This window comes from Pseudomonas sp. P116, from assembly GCF_020149425.1.
GTDB classification, from domain to species: domain Bacteria; phylum Pseudomonadota; class Gammaproteobacteria; order Pseudomonadales; family Pseudomonadaceae; genus Aquipseudomonas; species Aquipseudomonas anatoliensis.
The window spans coordinates 349108-370119 of sequence record NZ_JACVHB010000001.1; the positions used below are offsets into that span (position 1 = coordinate 349108).

Below are 21012 nucleotides of genomic sequence, written 5' to 3' on the forward strand. Positions count from 1 at the left end.
GGGCTGAAAACACATACCCTGTAGGAGCTGCCGAAGGCTGCGATCTTTTGATCTGGCTTCTAAAAACCAAGATCAAAAGATCGCAGCCTTCGGCAGCTCCTACTGGGGGAGCGATCTTCTGATCTTGAAAAAATCAAAGGATCGCAGCCTGGGTGTTATTGCCAGCCGAACCGGCGGATGTAGAAACCTTTCACCGCCTGAGTCAGCGCCATGTACGCCAGCAGAATCATTGGCAGGAACACGAAGTAAATCGACGGCAACGCCTGCAATTTGAAGTAGTGCGCCAGCGGCCCCATCGGCAGGAAGATGCCGACCGCCATGATGATCCCGGTCATCACCAGCAGCGGCAGCGCTGCACGGCTTTGCACGAACGGAATCTTCGGCGTGCGGATCATGTGCACGATCAGCGTCTGGGTCAGCAGGCCCACCACGAACCAGCCGGACTGGAACAGCGTCTGGTGATCCGGGGTGTTGGCATCAAACACGTACCACATCAAGGCGAACGTTGTGATGTCGAAGATCGAACTGATCGGCCCGAAAAACAGCATGAAGCGCCCGACATCGCCCGGCTGCCAGCGCTGCGGTTTCTTCAGCATCTCCTCATCGACGTTGTCGAACGGAATGGCGATCTGCGAAATATCGTAGAGCAGGTTTTGCACCAGCAGATGCATCGGCAGCATCGGCAGAAACGGAATAAACGCACTGGCAACCAGCACCGAAAACACGTTGCCGAAGTTGGAGCTGGCGGTCATCTTGATGTACTTGAGCATGTTGGCGAAGGTGCGGCGCCCTTCGAGCACGCCCTCCTCCAGCACCATCAGGCTCTTTTCCAGGAGGATGATGTCGGCCGCTTCCTTGGCGATATCGACCGCGCTGTCCACGGAAATACCGATGTCGGCGGTGCGCAACGCCGGCGCGTCGTTGATGCCATCACCCATGAAACCAACCACATGGCCATTGCCCTTGAGGATGCGCACGATGCGCTCCTTGTGCGACGGCGTCAGCCTGGCAAAAACGTTAGTGGTTTCCACTGCCACAGCCAGTTCGGCATCGCTCATGCGCTCGATGTCGTTGCCCATCAGCAGGCCTTGCTGAGCGAGGCCGACTTCGCGGCAGATTTTCGCCGTGACCAACTCGTTGTCACCGGTAAGCACTTTCACCGCCACGCCATGCTCGGCCAAAGCCTTGAGCGCCGGTGCGGTGCTTTCCTTCGGTGGATCGAGAAACGCCACGTAACCGATCAACGTCAGTTCCTGTTCATCGGCCAGGCTGTAGGTGTCGCGCCCTTCAGGCATCGAGCGTGCCGCTACTGCCACCACGCGTAAGCCTTCAGCGTTGAATGCTGCAGTGACCTGACGAATCCGGGTCAGCAATTCATCGCTCAAGGCTTCATCGACGTCGCCGTGACGCACCTGGCTGCACACCGCCAGCACTTCCTCCACCGCGCCTTTGCAGATCAGCTGATGCGCTTGGCCGCACCCTTCCACCACCACCGACATGCGCCGGCGATTGAAGTCGAACGGGATCTCATCGACCTTGCGAAACGCTGTGCCGACCTTCAATTCACGGTGGACTTCCACGTGTTCCAGCACGGCCACGTCCAGCAGGTTTTTCAGACCGGTCTGGTAGTAGCTGTTCAGGTAAGCCAGTTCCAATACGTCGTCAGAATCTTCGCCCCAGACATCAACGTTACGAGCGAGGAAGATTTTGTCTTGGGTCAGCGTGCCGGTCTTGTCGGTGCACAGCACGTCCATGGCGCCGAAGTTCTGGATCGCGTCGAGGCGTTTGACGATGACTTTTTTACGCGACAGAAACACCGCGCCTTTGGCCAGCGTTGAGGTGACGATCATCGGCAGCATTTCCGGGGTCAGTCCGACCGCAACCGACAGTGCAAACAGCAGTGCTTCGGACCAGTCGCCCTTGGTGAAACCATTGATGAACAGCACCAGCGGCGCCATCACGAACATGAACCGGATCAACAGCCAGCTGACTTTGTTGACCCCTTGCTGAAACGAAGTCGGCGCCCGATCAGTCGCACCAACCCGCTGCGCCAGCGCACCAAAATAGGTGCTGTTGCCGGTGGTGAGAATCACCGCCACCGCAGTGCCAGACACGACGTTGGTGCCCATGAACAGGATGTTGTCCAGCTCCAGCGGATTGCGTGTATCGCGATCCGCCTGACGCGGGAATTTCTCCACCGGCATCGATTCACCGGTCATCGCGGCCTGACTGACGAACAGGTCTTTGGCGCTGAGCACCCGGCAATCGGCGGGAATCATGTCGCCGGCCGACAACACGATCAGATCGCCCGGCACCAATTGCTTGATCGGCAACTCGCTGCGCGGTGCATCACGGCGCATCACCGTCGCGGTGTTGCTGACCATCGCTTTAAGCGCGTCGGCAGCCTGGTTGGATTTGCTTTCCTGCCAGAAGCGCAGCAGCGTCGACAGCACCACCATGGAGAAAATCACCACGGCGGCTTTCATGTCTTCGGTCAGCCACGAGATCACTGCAAGCAGCGTCAGCAGCAGGTTGAACGGGTTTTTGTAGCAGTGCCATAGGTGGGTCCACCACGGCAGCGGCTGCTCGTGTTCGACTTCATTGAGACCGTATTGCGCACGCAGTGCATCGACTTCGAAATCGGTAAGGCCATCGGAGTGCGTACCCAGTGAAGACAGCAATGCCGAGCTGTCGCTTTGCGCGGCATCGACCAGCGTATTGGCCAGGGTTGGCGGGACTTCACGGCTGACCGTGGTGTCGTTGATGGTTTCCAGCAACGCCAGGCGGCGGAAGTGCCGGGCGATGTGGCGGGTACGCAGAAAACCTGCGAAAAATTCCTTGAGCGTAAGTTTCATGGCTGTTGCCCCTATAGTCAGCCGGGAAACCGTCAAGCAGGTACAACCGCGCCTCGTCCGCCGGGAAAACCGGCACGGCAAGGCATGGCGCGCCGATCAGAAAAGACAGGCGTGTCGATAGGGCTGCGATGGCGACTTTAAAGTCGACATCACGCTCTGTTCAGCGTCGATGAGAAGGACGTCGAGACATGACCAAGGACTGGCCATGCACGGGATGCCGCTGCTCGCTTTTACGGCGAGACAACGGCAAAAAAATGCGCGTTATCTTGCCGAGAATCTGCCGGTTACCGAGACCGGCCGACAACTGTCACTCGAACAAGTACCCACTGTGGGTCTCCGCTATTGATGAAAACGCGCGAAGCTTACGCCTCGATGTCTGGAGAGTAAACCCGTGAAAGGCAGTGTGGCGGGGAATGTCGGGGTTCTTCAGGAAGGGTTCAGGATTGTGAAATTCTGGTGTTTTCAAAGACCCCATCGCGAGCAGGCTCACTCCCACAGGGAATCTCCTGCGAACACAGTTTTTGTATTCATCAAAGATCCAAATGTGGGAGCGAGCCTGCTCGCGAAGGCGGTGGCTCATCAAAGGTGATGTTGCCTGATCTGCCGCCTTCGCTGGCAAGCCAGCTCCCACAGGGATCAGTGTTGAGTAAGCGATAGCTGACATCGCACAAAATACTGTGGGAGCTGGCTTGCCAGCGATGGCGGTGTAGCAGGCGGCGCAAATTTTAGCTGGCAGTCGCCAATAGCAAATCCGCCATCGAACGATGCCCACGATGCTTGCCATGTTCATACAACGAGCCCGCAATCTCATCGGCACGAATCGGCAGCACCGACAACAACGTGTCGCTCAAACCATGGCTGGCCTGGCAGAAGCCCTGCATGTAGATGCCAGCCTTGCAGCGCTCATCGGTGATCAGTTTGTAGTTGCGATCAACCTCGAACTCGCCCAGGTATTCTTCCAGCGGCGCCAGCAATTTACGGTGCATCTGACGCTCGTAACCGGTGGCCAGTACCACGGCGTCGTAGTTGCGCACAGTCACTTCGCCGGTTGCGTTGTTGCGTACCGCCAACTCGATTCCGTGTTCGGTGGCGGTAGCACTCTCGACGGTGGTCAGGGTGCGGAACGCATGACGGGCAATTCCGGAAACCTTCTGGCGATAGAAGATGCCGTAGATGCGTTCGATCAGGTCGATGTCGACCACCGAATAGTTAGTGTTGTGGTACTCGTTGACCAGACGCTCACGCTCGGCGCTGTTCTGCTGGAACACCAGATCGGTGAACTCCGGCGAAAACACTTCGTTGACGAACGGGCTGTCGTCCGCAGGCTTGAGGGCCGAGCCGCGCAAGATCATGTCGACCTGCACCGACGGGAACGAATCGTTCAGGTCGATGAACGCTTCCGCCGCGCTCTGCCCGCCACCGATGATCGCGATGCTCATCGGCTGATTGTTCACGCACGGCTGCTTGGCCATCTGCGACAGGTATTGCGAGTGATGGAACACACGGTTGTCGCCCTTCAGCGCCTTGAACGCCTCCGGAATACGCGGTGTGCCACCGGCACTGACCACCACCGAACGGGTGGTGCGTACATGTTGCTGGCCATCGCTGCCACGGGAAATAACGCGCAGTGCTTCAACCTGATGGTTGTGCAGCACCGGCTCGATGGTCAGCACTTCTTCGCCATACCGGCTCTGCCCGGAGAACTGTCCGGCAACCCAACGCAAGTAATCGTTGTATTCCATGCGGCACGGATAAAAGGTGCCGAGGTTGATGAAGTCAACCAGACGACCGTGGTACTTGAGGTAATTGACGAACGAGTACGGGCTGGTCGGATTGCGCAAGGTCACCAGATCCTTCAGGAAGGAAATCTGCAACTCGCTCTGGGTCGACAGCGTATTGCCGTGCCAGCTGTAGTTGGCCTGCTTGTCGAGGAACAGCACATCCAGTTCGCCCTGGGTCGGCCCGCGCTCTTGCAGCGCGATGGCCAGCGCCAGGTTCGAAGGGCCGAAACCGACGCCGATCAGGTCGTGAACGATGGGCGATGCAATTGCCTGTGTCATTTCCAGTGTCCTCTGGATGAACCCCTCAACCTCGGGGATAAAGCCTGAATGACCTGACCGGCCCGAAGCAGGACAGCAGGTCGTCTGTTGAGTAGGAACGAGGACGGTGAAAAAAAATTTAACGGGGAAGGATCAATGGGCGTCCCATTGTTGGATCCGCACCCGGCAATGTTTCATGGCGTTGACGATGTGTTTTTCCACCAGCGCTTTGGAAATACCGAGACTCTCGGCAATTTCGTTGTGGGACAGACCTTCGATCTTGCGCAGCAGAAAACTGTCACGACACAGCGGTGACAATTCTGCCAGCGCTCGCTGGAGCATCTCCAGGCGTTGACCGTGATCGAGGGTGCCGTGGGGAGACGGGGTGAAATAACGCTCTTCATTGTCGAGCACTTCAAGGGATTCGACCTGCCGCAAGGCATTGCGTCGATGATCGTCGATGACCAGATTCAGCGCGGTGCGATAAAGAAACGCCCGGGGTTGTTCGATCGGCGTGTCGCTGGAGCGTTCCAGCACCCGCAGATAGGCGTCATGCACCACATCTTCGGCAACCTGACGGTTGCCCAGCTTGGCGTTCAGGAAACACACCAGCTCGCGATAGTAGTTTTCCAACATGACTCCTGGCCGCAACGACGCGGTTTTTGTCCTTGGGCTCACCCATCCGCCCTGCGCTGACAGGCAGTAGCAAGATAGTGGCAACTTAGGTGCGTAATTTATAGTAATTCTCATATAGATTTAAAGTCTTGTTTCCACATACCTGCCGAATAGTGTCGGACGGGCACGTGTTACCTGATGTGTTAGCGCTTAAATTCCCTCGTACATTCATCGTTTACATGACAGCTCCCCGTTTCTGTCGTGCCTTGCGACAGCGTTCAAGTGCCCGAACATTCCGTGCACCTGCTGAACGTCGGGCCGAACCCACTGGCCGGAACCCTGCATGAAACGTCCCCGCCCCGCCCGACGCGCCTTGTTCGCCGCCCTTTGTCTGATTCCCGTGATCGCCGTCGCCGCATGGCAAGTCCTGCCGCCGGGACGCGACACCCTGGCGACCGTACAAGTGACCCGCAGCAATATCGAAAACAGCGTGACAGCACTGGGCACTTTGCAGCCGCGACGCTATGTAGACGTCGGCGCGCAGGCCTCGGGGCAAATCCAGAAGATCCACGTCGAGGCAGGTGATGCGGTCAAGGAAGGCCAACTGCTGGTGGAAATCGATCCGTCGACGCAAAAAGCCAAACTCGACGCAGGTCGTTTCTCCATCGAAAACCTCAAGGCCCAATTACAGGAACAGCGCGCTCAGCACGACCTGGCGCAGCAGAAATACCAGCGCCAACAGAAACTCGCCGCCGGCGGCGCCACCCGCGAGGAGGACGTGCAGACCGCCCGTGCCGAAGTCCGCGCCACCCAGGCACGCATTGACATGTTTCAGGCACAGATTCGTCAGGCCCAGGCAAGCCTGCGCAGCGACGAAGCGGAGCTCGGCTACACGCGCATCTTTGCACCAATGAGCGGCACCGTCGTCGCTGTGGGCGCGCGCGAAGGCCAGACACTCAACGCGCAACAACAGACGCCACTGATCCTGCGCATCGCGCGGTTGTCGCCAATGACGGTGTGGGCCGAAGTTTCCGAAGCGGACATCGGCCACGTCAAACCCGGTATGACCGCCTACTTCACCACCCTCAGCGGTGGCAGCCGGCGCTGGAGCAGCACGGTGCGGCAGATTCTGCCGGTGCCCCCGCGCCCCCTTGAGCAAAATCAGGGCGGCAGCCCCACCGGCGGTCGCAGTGGCAGTGAGCGAGTGGTGCTCTACACCGTACTGCTCGACGTCGACAACACAGACAACGCCCTCATGACCGACATGACCGCTCAGGTGTTCTTCGTCGCACAACACGCGCAGGACACCCTGACAGTGCCGAGCACTGCCTTGCAACCGGGCTCGCGCCCGCAATGGCAACTGGCGCAGATCGTCGCTGCCAACGGGGAAATCCAGTCGCGCGAAGTCCGCACCGGCATCAGCGACCGGTTACGTACACAAGTCCTCGAGGGCCTGGCCGAAGGCGATCACATTCTCAGCGCTCCCGCTGTCGGCAACGGAGGCTGAATGCAAACGCCCCTGATTGACTTGCGCCAGATCCGCAAAGCCTACGGCGGCAACGACAGCCCGCTGGTGGAGGTATTGCGCGGCATCGATCTGTCGATTCACGCCGGCGAATTCGTGGCCATCGTCGGCGCCTCCGGCTCCGGCAAGTCGACGTTGATGAACATCCTCGGTTGCCTCGATCGCCCGACCAGCGGCGAATACCGCTTTGCCGGTGAAGACGTTGCGCAACTGGACACCGACGAACTGGCGTGGCTGCGTCGCGAGGCATTCGGCTTTGTGTTTCAGGGTTATCACCTGATCCCGTCCGGCTCCGCACAGGAAAACGTCGAGATGCCGGCCATCTACGCTGGCACGCCTGCGGCCGAACGACACGCCCGGGCCAGCGCATTGCTGGAACGCCTGGGGCTGGGCAGCCGCACCGGCAATCGCCCGCACCAGCTCTCCGGCGGTCAACAACAACGCGTATCAATTGCCCGAGCACTGATGAACGGCGGCCACATCATTCTCGCCGACGAACCTACCGGCGCCCTCGACAGCCACAGCGGCAAAGAAGTCATGGCCCTGCTTGACGAGCTCGCCAGCCAGGGCCATGTGGTGATTCTCATCACTCACGATCGCGAAGTGGCGCAACGTGCCAAGCGCATTATCGAAATTCGTGACGGCCTGATCATCAGCGATACCGCCGAGCAACCAGGTGCCCCTGCCCGTACCGCCAATTCCGGCGCCTTGCAGGCAGTGGATCTGCGCCAGCGCCTGAGCGCCGGCAGCACCGAGACCGGCGCCTGGAGGGGCGAACTGCTGGATGCCGTGCAAGCGGCCTGGCGGGTGATGTGGATCAACCGTTTCCGCACCGCGCTGACGCTGCTGGGGATTGTCATCGGTGTCGCGTCAGTGGTGGTGATGCTGGCGGTCGGCGAAGGCAGTAAACGCCAGGTGATGGCGCAAATGGGGGCGTTCGGCTCCAACATCATTTACCTCAGCGGCGCGGCACCCAACCCGCGCACGCCACCGGGCATCATCACCCTCGATGACGTTGCCGAACTTGCAACCCTGCCCCAGGTGGAACGAATCATGCCGGTCAATGGCTCGACTGCCGGCGTGCGCTTCGGCAACGCCGATCACTCCAGCTACGTCGGCGGCAACGACACCAATTTCCCGATCATCTTCAATTGGCCGGTGGTACAGGGCAGCTACTTCACTCAGGCCGATGAAGACAGCGCCGCCGCAGTCGCGGTGATCGGCACCAAGGTTCGCGACAAATTGCTCAAGGGCGTGGCTGACCCGATCGGTCAATACATCCTGATTGAAAACGTTCCGTTCCAGGTGCTCGGCGTGCTGGCGGAAAAAGGCTCAAGCTCCGGCGACTCGGACAGCGACAACCGGATTGCCGTGCCGTACTCGGCGGCCAGTACGCGCCTGTTCGGCAGTCGCAACCCGGAATATGTCGTGATCGCCGCCAGGGACGCACGCAAGGTCAAAGACGCCGAACAGGCCATCGAGCAATCGATGCTGCGCCGGCACAACGGCAAAAAGGATTTCGAGCTGACCAACAACGCCGCCATGATCCAGGCCGAGGCTCGCACCCAGGGCACGCTGTCACTGATGCTCGGCGCCATCGCCGCCATTTCCTTGCTGGTCGGCGGCATCGGCGTGATGAACATCATGCTCATGACCGTGCGTGAACGCACCCGCGAGATCGGCATTCGCATGGCCACCGGCGCCCGTCAGCGCGACATCCTGCGCCAGTTCCTGACCGAAGCGGTGATGCTCTCCGTGGTCGGTGGCATTGCCGGCATCAGCCTGGCGATGCTGGTCGGCGGCGTTCTGTCGTTCAGCGGCGTAGCAATCGCATTTCAATGGATGGCCGTAATCGGCGCCTTCGCCTGCGCCCTGGTCACCGGTGTCATCTTCGGCTTCATGCCTGCCCGCAAAGCCGCCCGGCTCGACCCGGTCACAGCCCTTACCAGTGAATGATCAACCTATGAAAGCGCAACTGACATTCCTTGCCGCCAGCCTGTTACTGGCGGCCTGCAGCAGCCCTGCGCCACGCCCTGACAGCGGCGTGCAATCACCGCCCGCCTGGCAATCGCCAGACCATCCCGGCGCGGTGCAAAGCAATCGCCAATGGTGGACGCAGTTCGGCAGTCGCGAACTCGATCAACTGGTCGAACAGGCACGACTGGGCAGCCATGACCTCGGCGCGGCCGTTGCCCGCGTCAGACAGGCGCAGGCCAGCGCGACGATTGCCGGAGCCCCGCTGCTGCCCGAACTCAAGGCCGGAATCAATGCCAATCGGCAGAAGCTTCTGCACGGCAAAGGCTACAGCCAACTGGATGTCAGCCCGGACAATCGCTCGCTGGATTACTACGACGCCGAGCTGAGCGCCAGTTACGAAATCGATTTCTGGGGGGGTAAACGAGCCGCCCGTGACAGCGCCGTGTTCGGCGTGCAGGCCAGTGAGTTTGATCGCGCCACGGTCGAGCTGACCTTGCAAAGCGGCGTCGCCAACAGCTACACCCAGGCGCTCGCCTTGCGTGAGCAGGCGCGCATTGCCGAGCTCAATCTGGCCAACGCGCAAAACGTGCTGCACCTGGTGCAAACCCGCTTCGACGCAGGCAGCGCCACCGCGCTGGAACTGGCCCAGCAAAAAAGTCTGGTGGCCGAGCAACAGCGCAAATTGCCGCTGGTGCAGCAACAGGCCCGCGAAGCGCTGATCACCCTCGCCGCCCTGCTCGGTCAACCGGTGCAGGCGCTGTCCTCGCCTCAGCAGGCATTCGCGCAATTGCAGTGGCCGAACATCGCCAGTGGCGTGCCCAGCGATCTGCTGAGTCGACGTCCGGACATCGCCAGCGCAGAAGCCAAACTGGCGGCGGCCCAGGCTGATGTCACCGTAGCCCGCGCGGCCATGCTGCCAAAAATCACCCTCACCGCCAGCCTCGGCACCGGTGCCGATCTGGCGGCGGATCTGCTGCGCACAACGTTCTACAACCTGTCATCCGGATTGACGGCGCCGATCTTCAACAACGGGCGCTTGAGCGCCGAACGCGACAAGGCCAGGGCCCGTCAGGATGAATTGCTGGAGACCTATCGCGGGGCGATCATCAATGGCTTTGCCGATGTCGAAAAAGCCCTGAGCACCATCCGTGGCCTCGATGAGCAACGGCAGTGGCAAAGCGAAGAATTGAGTCAGGCGCAAACCGCTTTCGACATCGCGCAAAGCCGTTATCAGGCGGGTGCCGAGGACTTGCTCACCGTGCTGCAAACCCAGCGCACCTTGTATGCGGCGCAGGACATGAACGTGCAACTGCGCCTGTCGCGACTGCAGGCGAGCATTGCCTTGTACAAGGCGCTGGGTGGTGGCTGGCAAGTTATCTGACAGCGAACACTCACACTCTCTTTTACCGAACCAAAAACCTGTAGGAGCTGCGGCACGCTGCGATCTTTTGATCTAGAAAAACAAGATCAAAAGATCGCAGCGTGCCGCAGCTCCTACAGGGGGTATTGCGTTGTGTCGGATGGGTGACGCTTAAAGTTGCCGGCCTTTCACCTTCAAATGCCTGGCGTACCACGGCCGCTGCGGCACCTTACGGAACAGGTCGGCCATGTTGTCTTCGTCACCGAAAGTGATGCGCAGCGCCAGTTTCATGGTCTCCGGATCCATCTCCACCGAACGCCCGACTTGCAGGCCGGGCACGCTGCTGCAGCCGTGAGTGTCGGGGCCCAGCCAGGGGTCATCGACTTCCACCCAACGCCCCGGCGCAAACCACGGCACGCCGTTGACCTCGAGGCGACTGACTTCCCCCGGGTGAAAACGCTCGTGGGCGCGGAACCAGTCTTCAAGCCGATCATCGATCCAGCCATGAAAACGCCAGAACACCGGGTTCACATGGGAGGAAAACGGATCGCCGAGAAAGTCGTTTTCCGGGGCATACCAACGCGCGGCGAAATCCGCCTGATCCCGCGCCATCGGCACTGGAATGTTGTTGGACGGGTCGCGGGCCACCGATGCCCAGCGCATATGCAACCAGTCGTGCAGGCCCAGTTCGACTTCCGAGCCGAACTGGCCGAGGGTGAGTTTCGACAAGTAGCGCGGATCGCGGTACTGCGACTCCCACACCTGAAAATTACTGTGATAGGTTTCGGCCGCTTTGATGTCGCTGACCCACTTGGTGTACTCGTCGTCGCCTTCGGTCAGCCACGTTGGCGGCAATGCGTTGCCGTCGTGATTGTCGAAGTAGCGGGCGAAGCCCTGACGGTCACGCTCCAGCTCCGGCTGCGGCATGGGGAATGCCTGCCATGACGGCAAGTCTTGCATCGAACGGGCTTTGCCCAGCATGTGTCGATGCATGAAGAAAAAATCGATGCCCGAGCCGTTGCGATCCTTACGCGGCCCACGGGCATCACGCTCCTTGTCCCGTGGGCCAGGTTGCCAGCCGATACCACGTAACGCATCACGTTTTTTTTCGGAGAGTTTGTGCCACTTGTCCCGCGACGCGTGCCAGAGCTGATGGAACAGCCGATGTTCGGGCGCTACCAGCCACGCCAGAAACGCCGGATTCAACCCGACTCTTTCTCGGGCTTCGGGAAACCGTCGCTTGATCGCGATGAAGTGATTGTCGAGTTCTGGTAGACCCAGCGCGCGATCCAGTCGCAGCACTTGCCCGGTAAACGTGCCGCTGCCAGCGTTGCCGAACGCGGCCCAGACTTCGTCCAGTTTTACTTTAAATTCGTACACCGCCGGCGCTTGCGGCGCATCGCTGCGCATCAGACGCCAGAACATCTCGGCGCCATTACCCGGCGCCAGATCGCCGATGACTTGATAACGCACTGGCGCCTCGGAACGCAGGTTAGCCCCCGTGTCGAGATAACCGCGCAAACCGCGGCCACGGTGGGCAATGTCGAGAAACAGCTCCAGACCTTCATTGGGCAAGCCATCCAGTCCAGCGGCAGCACCAGTGAAACGAATGTCCCAAACGCCGCGCAAACTGTCCGCCAACTGCTGACCGGCCGTGTCCGCCAGGTCGACCGTGGCCTCTCCCGGGGTGATCGGAAACTCCTCACGGGTCAGTTCACGATGTGCATAAAAAGCGGCAGGCAGCGCGGCGCCCGTGAGTGCCATGCCCGCCATGAACCAGCGTCGAGAGATCGTCATTGCCCTACCTGTGTCAGCCATGAAGCAGGCTTTATCCAAGCTAGAACGTTTGCTCGCCGAGGAAATTTATGGCCGCGGCGAAAGATCCCGGCATTCGCCGTCGCCTTTTCACCTTCCGTCCCTAAATTACCCGCTCCGCCGCTCGTTCCTCCCAGATAGCAAAGGCCCCTGCGCCTGAACCTCGACGGCGAACCTGAATGAGATGGCAATGACAAAACCGCGTTCGAAAAAGGCTCTATTTATCGGCCTGCCGCTGGCCTTGGCGATCAGCGCCGGCGCAGGGTTTCTGGCTTGGGATTACTGGTTTCGGGACAACACCGGCTATCCGGTCAAAGTGATGAAGCAGGCGACCGAACTGCAGGACCGCATCCTGTCTTTCGACAGCCACATCACCGTGCCGTTGAGCTTCGGCACTCACGGCAACGAAGCCGACAAGGATGGCTCGGGGCAGTTCGACCTGATCAAGGCCAACCGTGGACGGCTGTCCGGCGCGGCACTGACCGTATTTGGCTGGCCGGAAATGTGGAACGGCCCGAATGCACCGCACCGCCCGACCGAAGGTTTTGTCGAGGAAGCGCGCAACCAGCAGGAAGTGCGCTACAAGATCATTTCCGGGATGGTGCGCGACTTCCCCAATCAGGTCGGCATCGCCTATACCCCGGATGATTTCCGCCGTCTGCACGGTGAAGGCAAATTTGCGATTTTCATCAGCATGCTCAACGCCTATCCACTGGGCAACGACCTGAGCAAACTGGACTTGTGGGCCGGACGCGGCATGCGCATGTTCGGCTTCAGCTATATCGGTAACAACAGCTGGGCCGACTCTTCGCGCCCGCTGCCCTTTTTCAATGACTCTCCCGACGCGCTCGACGGTCTCTCCGACATCGGCAAACAAGCCGTGCATCGCTTGAACGACCTGGGGGTGATCATCGACGTCTCGCAGATGTCGACCAAAGGTCTGGAGCAAGTTGTGCAGTTGAGTCGTACGCCGATTGTCGCCTCGCACTCAGCGCCGCGAGCGGCGGTGGATATTCCACGCAACCTCAGCGACAAAGAGCTGCAACTGATCAAAAACAATGGCGGCGTAGTGCAGGTGGTCGGCTTTTCGCAGTACCTCAAACCGCTGACTCAAGGCACCCAGGACAAACTCAACGCCCTGCGCGCACGCTTCGACCTGCCGCCACTGCCGAACCTGGCCATGGCCCTGATGCCGGGCGATCCGATCATCACCGCCTGGTCCGAACAGAAACTCGGGCAATACGCCAGCGGCCTCTACGGCATTCTTGAAGAAGAGCCGAAAGCGACCCTCAAGGATCTCGGCGACGCCATCGATTACACCGTGCGCAAGATCGGCATCGACCACGTCGGCATCGCTTCGGACTTCAACGATGGCGGCGGCATCAAGGGCTGGGAAAACGTCGGCGAAATCCGCAACGTCACCGCCGAGCTGATCCAGCGTGGCTATTCCGAAGCGGACATCGCCAAGCTGTGGGGCGGCAACTTCCTGCGCGTTTGGGATCAAGTGCAAAAGGCTGCAAAACCCACGCTGATTTCCCGTCAGGATGCGGCCAAGCCATGACTGACCGTCGTACATTCCTGAAACAGGCCGGCGTACTCGCCGCTGCCCTGCCCCTGGGTTCGAGCCTTGCGTGCGCGACCGCTGCCACCCCTCACCCTGCGCTGCCGGGCAACAAATGGACGCAATTGCGCCAGTTGTTCGATCAGGATCCGCAGGCCATTCACTTCGCCAACTTTCTGGTCACTTCACATCCCCGCCCCGTGCGCGAGGCCATCGAACGCCATCGCGCAGCGCTGGATCTGAATCCGGGACTGGCGATGGACTGGGACCTGGGCGTCACCGAGCAGCGCGAAGAAAACGTGCGGGTCTGGGCCGGCAAGTACCTGCAAGCCAAACCGAGCCAGATCGCTCTCACCGGCAGCACCACCGAAGGCCTGGCGATGATTTATGGCGGCGTACATGTTCGCCCGGATCAGGAGATCCTGACCACGGTTCACGAGCATTACTCAACCCGCAACATTCTCGAATTCCGTAGCCGGCGCGACGGCACACAAGTTCGCAAACTCAAGCTGTTCGACACTTCGCAAAGCATTTCGCTGGATCAGGTACTCGACACCATCAACCGCAACATCCGCCCCGAAACCCGTGTGCTGGGTATGACCTGGGTGCATTCGGGCAGCGGAGTGAAATTGCCGATCGCCGACATCTCGCGTCTGGTCGATGAACACAATCGCGGACGCGACGACAAGGATCGGCTGATTTACGTGGTCGACGGGGTGCACGGCTTCGGTGTCGATGACCTGAGCTTCGCGAAGATGAACTGCGATTTTTTCATTGCCGGCACCCACAAGTGGATGTTCGGCCCCCGCGGCACCGGCATCGTTTGCAGCCGCAGCGAAGAGCTCAAGTACATCAGCCCCAGCGTACCGACATTTTCCGAAGCCACGACGTTCGCCAACACCATGACCCCGGGCGGTTACCACGCCTTCGAACATCGCTGGGCGCTGGACGAAGCCTTCAAGTTGCACCTGCAACTGGGCAAGGCCGACGTGCAGGCCCGCATCCATCAGCTCAACAGCTACCTGAAACAGCGCCTGCGCGAACAGTCGAACATCGAACTGGTAACCCCGCTCGATCCGAAGTTTTCCGCCGGTTTCAGCTTTTTCCGGGTCAAGGGCCAGGACAGTGATGAAGTGGCCGCTTACCTGATGAACAACCGGGTGATCTGCGATGCCGTCAGCCGCGATGTCGGTCCGGTGATTCGTACGTCGCCAGGGCTGCTGAACAACGAAACCGAAGTCGACCGGTTCATGGACATCCTCGGTAAAAAACTGCGCGCCTGATTCCTCGACTCCAGTTTTCCTTTCACAGAGACGACTCATGAAAAAGCCTCACACCCGCTTCACTTTCAAGGCGCTCCCCGCCCTGGCTCTGACTGCGCTGTGCGCCGGCCTGTTGCCCGGCGCCGCTCAAGCTGCCACCCCGCCGGCACCCGGAAAAGTGTTCAAAGACTGCAAGGACTGCCCGGAAATGGTGGTGTTGCCGACCGGCAGTTACACCATGGGCACCCCGGACGACGAAGTCGGTCGCGAACCGGACGAAGGCCCACGCCACGAAGTGACCTTCAGCAAACCGTTCGCCATCAGCCGCTTCCAGGTGCTGGTGGGCGAATGGGACGCGTATGTGCGCGAAACCGGCAACAAACCTTATGACTTCGATGATCGTCCGGGTCGTCGCTGCACGGCCGGCAAACCCGAATTCAAACAGACGGCGCGCGATCCGGCCGTGTGCATGAACGTCGCTGAAGCCCAAGGCTACATCGACTGGCTGTCGAAGAAGACCGGCAACGCTTATCGCCTGCAAAGCGAATCGATCCGCGAATACGCCGCCCGCGGTGGCAGCACCGGGCCCTTCCCGTTCCCGTTCGATGAAGGCAACAACTACCAGATATCCAAACACGCCAACACCTATGGCGCCGCCGACGGCTACAACTTCACCTCACCGGCCGGCACCTTCCCGGCCAACGCGTTTGGCGTTTATGACGCCCACGGCAACGTCTACGAATGGACCGCCGACTGTTATCACAAGGATTATTCCGACGTACCGAGCGACGGTCGCCCATGGACGCAGGAAAATTGCGAGCGCCAGGTCATGCGCGGTAACGACTGGGGCGAAGCGCCGGTGTTCTCCCGTTCCGGCAACCGCAACAGCAGCTGGCCAACCAGCAAGGGCGACTGGCTCGGGTTTCGAGTAGTGCGCGACCTCTGATCCCGCCTCACGCGACCGCAGCCCACCTGCGGTCGTTTAAAGAAAGTCCGTGACCATTCGTTTTCCTTAAGTACCGGCACTCCCTCCGCATCGAAGCAGGAATCCTCCATGACCAAGCCTACGCGTGGGGCGATCAACGAATTGTTCGCCCTGCTCAAGCCCTTCCGCCTGATCGTCTCTGCGTCCATCGTGCTTGGCATGATCGGCGGCCTGAGTGTCACTGTGCTGCTGGCGACCATCAACAATGCCCTGCACTCCGACGACGGCCTGACCCGCACCGTAGTCATGATCTTCGCCGGCCTGTGTGCACTGGCGCTGCTGACGACGATTCTGTCCGACATCGGCACCAACTATGTCGGCCAACACATCATTGCCAAGCTGCGCAAGGAACTGGGGGAAAAAGTGCTGTCGGCGCCGATCGACCAGATCGAACGCTATCGCAGCCATCGCCTGATCCCGGTATTGACTCACGACGTCGACACCATCAGTGACTTCGCCTTCGCCTTTGCGCCGTTGGCGATTTCGATGACCGTCACCCTCGGCTGCCTCGGTTATCTGGCGATGCTGTCGTGGCCGATGTTCCTGATGATGCTGGTGGCCATCGCCATCGGCACGACCATTCAGGCGATTGCCCGGGCCAAGGGCATGCGCGGTTTCTACGCCGCCCGTGATTGCGAAGATGAACTGCAAAAGCACTACAACGCGATTGCCGAGGGTGCCAAGGAACTGCGCATTCATCGTCCACGGCGTCAGCGCATGTTTGTCGCCGGGATTCAGAAAACCGCAGAAAAAATCTGCGACACCCAGATCAAATCGATCAACACCTTCGTCATCGCCAAGTCGTTCGGTTCGATGCTGTTCTTCGTGGTGATCGGCCTGGCGCTGGCCCTGCAATCCTTCTGGCCTAGCGGCGATAAAGCGGTGATGAGCGGTTTTGTCCTGGTGCTGCTGTACATGAAGGGGCCGCTGGAACATCTGGTCAGCACCTTGCCGATCATCAGCCGCGCACAAATTGCCTTCCGCCGCATCGCCGAGCTGAGCGAGCAGTTTTCCTCGCCCGAACCGCATCTGTTGCTGGAGGATCAGGGCAAGAAACCCGGCGTCGTCAACAGTCTGGAACTGAACAATGTGCGCTACGCCTTCCCACCAGTGGAAGGCAGCGAACCGTTCCGTCTGGGGCCAGTCAACCTGCGCATCGAACAGGGTGACATCGTGTTCATTGTCGGCGAAAACGGTTGTGGCAAAACCACGTTGATCAAACTGTTGCTGGGTCTCTATGCACCGACCGAGGGCGAAATCCGCGTCAACGATCAACCGATCACCGCGCTCAACCGCGATGATTACCGGCAGAACTTCACCACCATCTTTGCCGACTATTACCTGTTCGATGATCTGATTCAGGGCGACCGCGAAGTCCCGCAGGACGCCACGCGCTACCTGGAGCGTCTGGAGATTGCGCACAAGGTCAGCGTGCGCGACGGCGCCTTCAGCACCACCGATTTGTCCACCGGCCAACGCAAGCGACTGGCGCTGGTCAACGCTTGGCTCGAAGAGCGTCCGGTGCTGGTGTTCGATGAATGGGCGGCGGATCAGGATCCGACGTTCCGGCGCATTTTCTACACCGAACTGTTGCCCGACCTGAAACGTCTGGGCAAAACCATCATCGTGATTTCCCATGATGACCGTTACTTCGACGTTGCCGATCAGCTTGTGCGCATGGAGGCCGGCAAGGTCAAAAGCGAACTGCAAACTGCTTGATTGAAGAGGCCGTGGCCAGGCTGGGAAAAATAATTTTCCGGTTTGCCGCGGCTTCCTCGTCTTAATGAGATGAATAAGAACCATTAACAACTATACCTGCCAAGGTCTTAACCTCATGTCCGCATCCCGTTTCATGCTTCGCCCTCTGACTCGAGCCCTGCTGATGCACGGCGCGACACGCTCCCGACTGGCCAGCACCGGTCTGGGTCTGGCACTGACTGTCGCTGCCGCCCCTTACGTCCAGGCGCAGGAATGGACCCTGAACATTCCGGCTCAGCCACTGGCGCAGGCGCTCCAGGCGCTGGGCCAGCAGACCAGCCTGCAAATCATCTACAGCCCTGAAAACCTGCAAGGTCTGCGCTCCAGCCCGCTCAGCGGCCGGTATCAGGATGACGACTCGCTCAAAGCCATCCTCAAGGGCACTGGCATCAGCTATCAGCGCGACGGCAATACCGTCACGGTACTCGGCCCGACCACAGGCGATGCAATGGAGTTGGCACCGACCAACGTCAACGCCCAGCACCTGACCGCCACCACCGAGGGCAGCAACTCCTACACTACAGGCGCAGTGACCATCGGCAAGGGTGTGCACTCGCTGAAGGAAACACCGCAATCGGTCACGGTGATGACCCGCAAAATGCTCGACGACCAGAACCTCAACACCATCGAACAGGTGATGGAAAAGACGCCGGGCATCACCGTTTACGACTCGCCAATGGGCGGCAAGTATTTCTACTCCCGCGGTTTCCGCATGACCGGTCAATATCAGTACGACGGCGTGCCGCTGGATATGGGCAGCAGCTACGTACAGGCCGACAGTTTCAACAGCGACATGGCCATCTATGACCGCGTGGAAATCCTGCGCGGTGCGGCGGGCATGATGAAAGGCGCAGGCGGCACAGCCGGTGGCGTCAACTTCGTGCGCAAGCGCGGCCAGGACACCGCGCACACGCAACTGTCGCTGTCGGCAGGGACGTGGGACAACTATCGCGGTCAGGTCGATACTGGCGGCCCGCTGAACGACGCTGGCACCATCCGTGGTCGCGCCGTGGTCACCGAACAGACCCGTCAGTACTTCTATGACGTGGCCAGCCGCAAGGACCAGATCTACTACGGCGCCCTCGACTTCGACCTCAGCCCCGACACCACCCTGGGCCTGGGCTTCGCCTGGGAAGACGTCGATGCCACGCCGTGCTGGGGCGGTCTGCCGCGTTACGCCGACGGCTCCGACCTGCACCTCAAGCGCTCCACGTGCCTGAACACCGCGTGGAACAACCAGCGCAGCAAACGCGCCACCTACTTCGCCGACCTGAAACACCAATTCAACGACGATTGGTCGCTCAAGGTCGCCGGCGTCTACTCGCGCAACACTCAGGACATGGAATACGCCTTCCCGAGCGGCGCAGTACCGATCGGTGCCACTGCCTCCAACACGCTGATGCTGGGCAGCATTTACGACTACGACCAGCGCGACTACGGCTTCGATGCCTACGTGGATGGCAAATTTGACGCCTTCGGCCAGCAACACGAACTGACGGTCGGCGCCAACGCCAGCCGCTCGCACAAGGATGACTTCTACGCGGTAGCCGCCCTGCCCCAACGACAGAACGTGCTCAACCCCAACCACCACATCCCGCAACCGGACGAAAGCTACTACCTGGCCAATGCCTCCCGTGGCGGCCCGGTGGACATGCATATCAAGCAGTACGGCGCTTACTCCATCGCCCGCCTGAAACTCGCCGATCCGCTGACCCTCGTCTTGGGCAGCCGTGTGAGCTGGTACAAGTCCGACACCGACTCGGTGCAGTACTTCCGCGGTGAGGGCACCCAGGTCAACACCAAGTCCACGGAAACCGGGCAGGTCACGCCGTTCGCCGGTGTGCTGTTCGACCTCAACGACAACCTGACTGCGTATGCCAGCTACACCGACATCTTTACCCCGCAAGGCGCCTACAAGACTATCGATGGCAGCACCCTCAAGCCATTGGTTGGCCAGAGCTACGAGTTGGGGATCAAGGGTGAGTGGTTCGACGGACGTCTGAACAGCTCCTTCAACCTGTTCCGCACCCTTCAGAAAGATGCGGCTCAGGATGACCCGCGTTGCGAAGACAGCTCTTGCTCGATCAACTCCGGCAAGGTGCGCGCGCAGGGCTTCGAGGCTGAAGTCAGCGGTGAGGTGATTGATCGCCTGCAATTGTTGGCTGGCTATACCTATACCCAGACCAAAGTGCTGGAGGATGCTGACGCCACCCAAGACGGCGTGATCTATAACTCCTACGTGCCGCGTCATCTGTTGCGTGTGTGGGGTGACTACAGCCTGAGCGGGCCGCTGGATCGCGTGACGATTGGTGCTGGCGTTAATGCGCAGACGGGCAACTACCGGACTTCGCCCTTGGGCGGTGACAACATTGATGGTGCCGGTTATGCCGTGTGGAACGGTCGCATTGGCTACCGTATCGATGACACCTGGTCGGTTGCGTTGAACGGGAATAACCTGTTTGACAAGCGTTACTACTCGACCATTGGTACCGAAGGGTTCGGTAACTTTTATGGTGATCCGCGTAATTTCGTGATGTCGGTGAAGGCTGACTTCTGATTTTTCGCTTTTAAGAAAGCCCTGCCTTGGTGGGGCTTTTTTTTGGCTTTTTTTTGGCTTTTTTTGGCGGCCTTTGGGCCGACCATGTTCTTGGGGGTTGGGTGAATATCCGTTGCTGCGGGTGTTGCTGATTAGGGTTCCGCCCTTACGGCGGGTCACTTTTTCCAGACGCCGAAAAAGTAACCAAAAAGGCTTTACCCTGACGTACGGCCCTCGCTAAGGCTCGGGTTCCTTCGCTACGGGATTGATCCGGGCGCAGCGTTTCCGGTTTGCTTCGCTGCACCTCCTTCCGCTGTATACGACTGCGTCGTACGGTCGCTACGCTCCCCCCCCCCCCGGATCAACCCCTCCACTCAGCCTGCCGATGGGTCTGGAGATCAAAAGCAACGTCAAAAGCCAGAGCCAGAGCCAAAGCCAAAGCCAAAGCCAAAGCCAAAGCCAAAGCCAAAGCCAAGCAGATCAAAAGATCGCAGCCTTCGGCAACTCCTACAAGGGGGTTGAGTACATCTGTCAAAACTTGGTCGGCTGTCAGGCCGCCATCGCTGGCAAGCCAGCTCCCACAAGAAAACAAGTACAACCCGCACGCGGCGCATGCCGCCCCACTCAACACAATGAGCGCAAGCTCGAGTACCGCTCTTGATCTTGATCTCGGAGCCCGTCGGCAGGCTGAGTGGAGGGGTTGATCCGGGGGTGGGAGCGCAGC

Annotated in this window: 13 protein-coding genes; 9 read left to right on the top strand and 4 right to left on the bottom strand. The window is 59.9% G+C overall.

What is annotated here, in order from left to right:
* Positions 1-155 precede the first annotated feature (155 nt).
* From mgtA to ICA15_RS01960, 3 genes are all read right to left on the bottom strand, one after another.
* On the bottom strand, positions 156-2855 hold the full coding sequence (gene mgtA, locus ICA15_RS01950; protein ID WP_210555580.1) for a magnesium-translocating P-type ATPase: 2700 nt from the start codon (positions 2853-2855) through the stop codon (positions 156-158).
* Between the two features lie 725 nt (positions 2856-3580).
* Positions 3581-4915, bottom strand: coding sequence for a lysine N(6)-hydroxylase/L-ornithine N(5)-oxygenase family protein (locus ICA15_RS01955; RefSeq protein WP_150601409.1), 1335 nt, complete (start codon positions 4913-4915; stop codon positions 3581-3583).
* A 132-nt stretch (positions 4916-5047) separates the two neighbouring features.
* Positions 5048-5530: a sigma-70 family RNA polymerase sigma factor gene (locus ICA15_RS01960; protein WP_150601408.1), complete on the bottom strand. Its 483-nt coding sequence runs from the start codon at positions 5528-5530 to the stop codon at positions 5048-5050.
* A gap of 322 nt (positions 5531-5852) precedes the next feature.
* Between ICA15_RS01960 and ICA15_RS01965 the strand changes: the two genes are divergently transcribed.
* The 3 genes from ICA15_RS01965 to ICA15_RS01975 are packed head-to-tail and all read left to right on the top strand — an operon-like array spanning position 5853 to position 10392.
* Entirely contained in the window at positions 5853-7016 is a 1164-nt protein-coding gene (locus ICA15_RS01965; protein ID WP_210555578.1) for an efflux RND transporter periplasmic adaptor subunit, read from the top strand.
* Complete coding sequence (locus tag ICA15_RS01970) at positions 7017-8990, top strand: MacB family efflux pump subunit (protein ID WP_210555577.1); 1974 nt, start codon at positions 7017-7019, stop codon at positions 8988-8990.
* Between the two features lie 7 nt (positions 8991-8997).
* Complete coding sequence (locus tag ICA15_RS01975) at positions 8998-10392, top strand: efflux transporter outer membrane subunit (protein ID WP_210555576.1); 1395 nt, start codon at positions 8998-9000, stop codon at positions 10390-10392.
* Positions 10393-10542: 150 nt separating this feature from the next.
* Here the strand turns inward: ICA15_RS01975 and ICA15_RS01980 are convergent, their stop codons facing one another.
* On the bottom strand, positions 10543-12168 hold the full coding sequence (locus ICA15_RS01980) for a PvdJ/PvdD/PvdP-like protein (protein ID WP_210555575.1): 1626 nt from the start codon (positions 12166-12168) through the stop codon (positions 10543-10545).
* A 208-nt stretch (positions 12169-12376) separates the two neighbouring features.
* Here ICA15_RS01980 and pvdM point away from each other — a divergent pair, with 208 nt between their 5' ends.
* From pvdM to ICA15_RS02010, 6 genes are all read left to right on the top strand, one after another.
* Entirely contained in the window at positions 12377-13747 is a 1371-nt protein-coding gene (gene pvdM, locus ICA15_RS01985) for a dipeptidase (RefSeq protein WP_210555574.1), read from the top strand.
* Positions 13744-15030 carry an aminotransferase class V-fold PLP-dependent enzyme gene (locus ICA15_RS01990; protein ID WP_210555573.1) on the top strand — a complete coding sequence of 429 codons (1287 nt, stop codon included), beginning with the start codon at positions 13744-13746 and terminating at the stop codon, positions 15028-15030. Before pvdM ends, ICA15_RS01990 begins: the two co-directional genes overlap by 4 nt.
* A gap of 37 nt (positions 15031-15067) precedes the next feature.
* Positions 15068-15955, top strand: coding sequence for a formylglycine-generating enzyme family protein (locus ICA15_RS01995; RefSeq protein ID WP_150601402.1), 888 nt, complete (start codon positions 15068-15070; stop codon positions 15953-15955).
* 108 nt (positions 15956-16063) lie between these two features.
* Positions 16064-17713, top strand: coding sequence for a cyclic peptide export ABC transporter (locus tag ICA15_RS02000; RefSeq protein ID WP_210555572.1), 1650 nt, complete (start codon positions 16064-16066; stop codon positions 17711-17713).
* Positions 17714-17828: 115 nt separating this feature from the next.
* The gene (locus tag ICA15_RS02005) at positions 17829-20309 is read left to right on the top strand and encodes a TonB-dependent siderophore receptor (protein WP_210555571.1); all 2481 of its coding nucleotides are present in this window, start codon (positions 17829-17831) and stop codon (positions 20307-20309) included.
* A 364-nt stretch (positions 20310-20673) separates the two neighbouring features.
* Entirely contained in the window at positions 20674-20949 is a 276-nt protein-coding gene (locus ICA15_RS02010; protein ID WP_210555570.1) for a hypothetical protein, read from the top strand.
* Positions 20950-21012: the final 63 nt, after the last annotated feature.

What these genes read in the sequence shown, in the direction of transcription:
- ICA15_RS01995 (WP_150601402.1), top strand. Translation starts at nt 15,068, where the DNA reads ATGAAAAAGCCTCACACCCGCTTCACTTTCAAGGCGCTCCCCGCCCTG.
- ICA15_RS02010 (WP_210555570.1), top strand. Translation starts at nt 20,674, where the DNA reads ATGGGTCTGGAGATCAAAAGCAACGTCAAAAGCCAGAGCCAGAGCCAA.
- ICA15_RS01990 (WP_210555573.1), top strand. Translation starts at nt 13,744, where the DNA reads ATGACTGACCGTCGTACATTCCTGAAACAGGCCGGCGTACTCGCCGCT.
- ICA15_RS01970 (WP_210555577.1), top strand. Translation starts at nt 7,017, where the DNA reads ATGCAAACGCCCCTGATTGACTTGCGCCAGATCCGCAAAGCCTACGGC.
- ICA15_RS01965 (WP_210555578.1), top strand. Translation starts at nt 5,853, where the DNA reads ATGAAACGTCCCCGCCCCGCCCGACGCGCCTTGTTCGCCGCCCTTTGT.
- ICA15_RS01960 (WP_150601408.1), bottom strand. Translation starts at nt 5,530, where the DNA reads ATGTTGGAAAACTACTATCGCGAGCTGGTGTGTTTCCTGAACGCCAAG.
- ICA15_RS01955 (WP_150601409.1), bottom strand. Translation starts at nt 4,915, where the DNA reads ATGACACAGGCAATTGCATCGCCCATCGTTCACGACCTGATCGGCGTC.
- mgtA (WP_210555580.1), bottom strand. Translation starts at nt 2,855, where the DNA reads ATGAAACTTACGCTCAAGGAATTTTTCGCAGGTTTTCTGCGTACCCGC.
- ICA15_RS01980 (WP_210555575.1), bottom strand. Translation starts at nt 12,168, where the DNA reads ATGACGATCTCTCGACGCTGGTTCATGGCGGGCATGGCACTCACGGGC.
- ICA15_RS01975 (WP_210555576.1), top strand. Translation starts at nt 8,998, where the DNA reads ATGAAAGCGCAACTGACATTCCTTGCCGCCAGCCTGTTACTGGCGGCC.
- ICA15_RS02000 (WP_210555572.1), top strand. Translation starts at nt 16,064, where the DNA reads ATGACCAAGCCTACGCGTGGGGCGATCAACGAATTGTTCGCCCTGCTC.
- ICA15_RS02005 (WP_210555571.1), top strand. Translation starts at nt 17,829, where the DNA reads ATGTCCGCATCCCGTTTCATGCTTCGCCCTCTGACTCGAGCCCTGCTG.
- pvdM (WP_210555574.1), top strand. Translation starts at nt 12,377, where the DNA reads ATGACAAAACCGCGTTCGAAAAAGGCTCTATTTATCGGCCTGCCGCTG.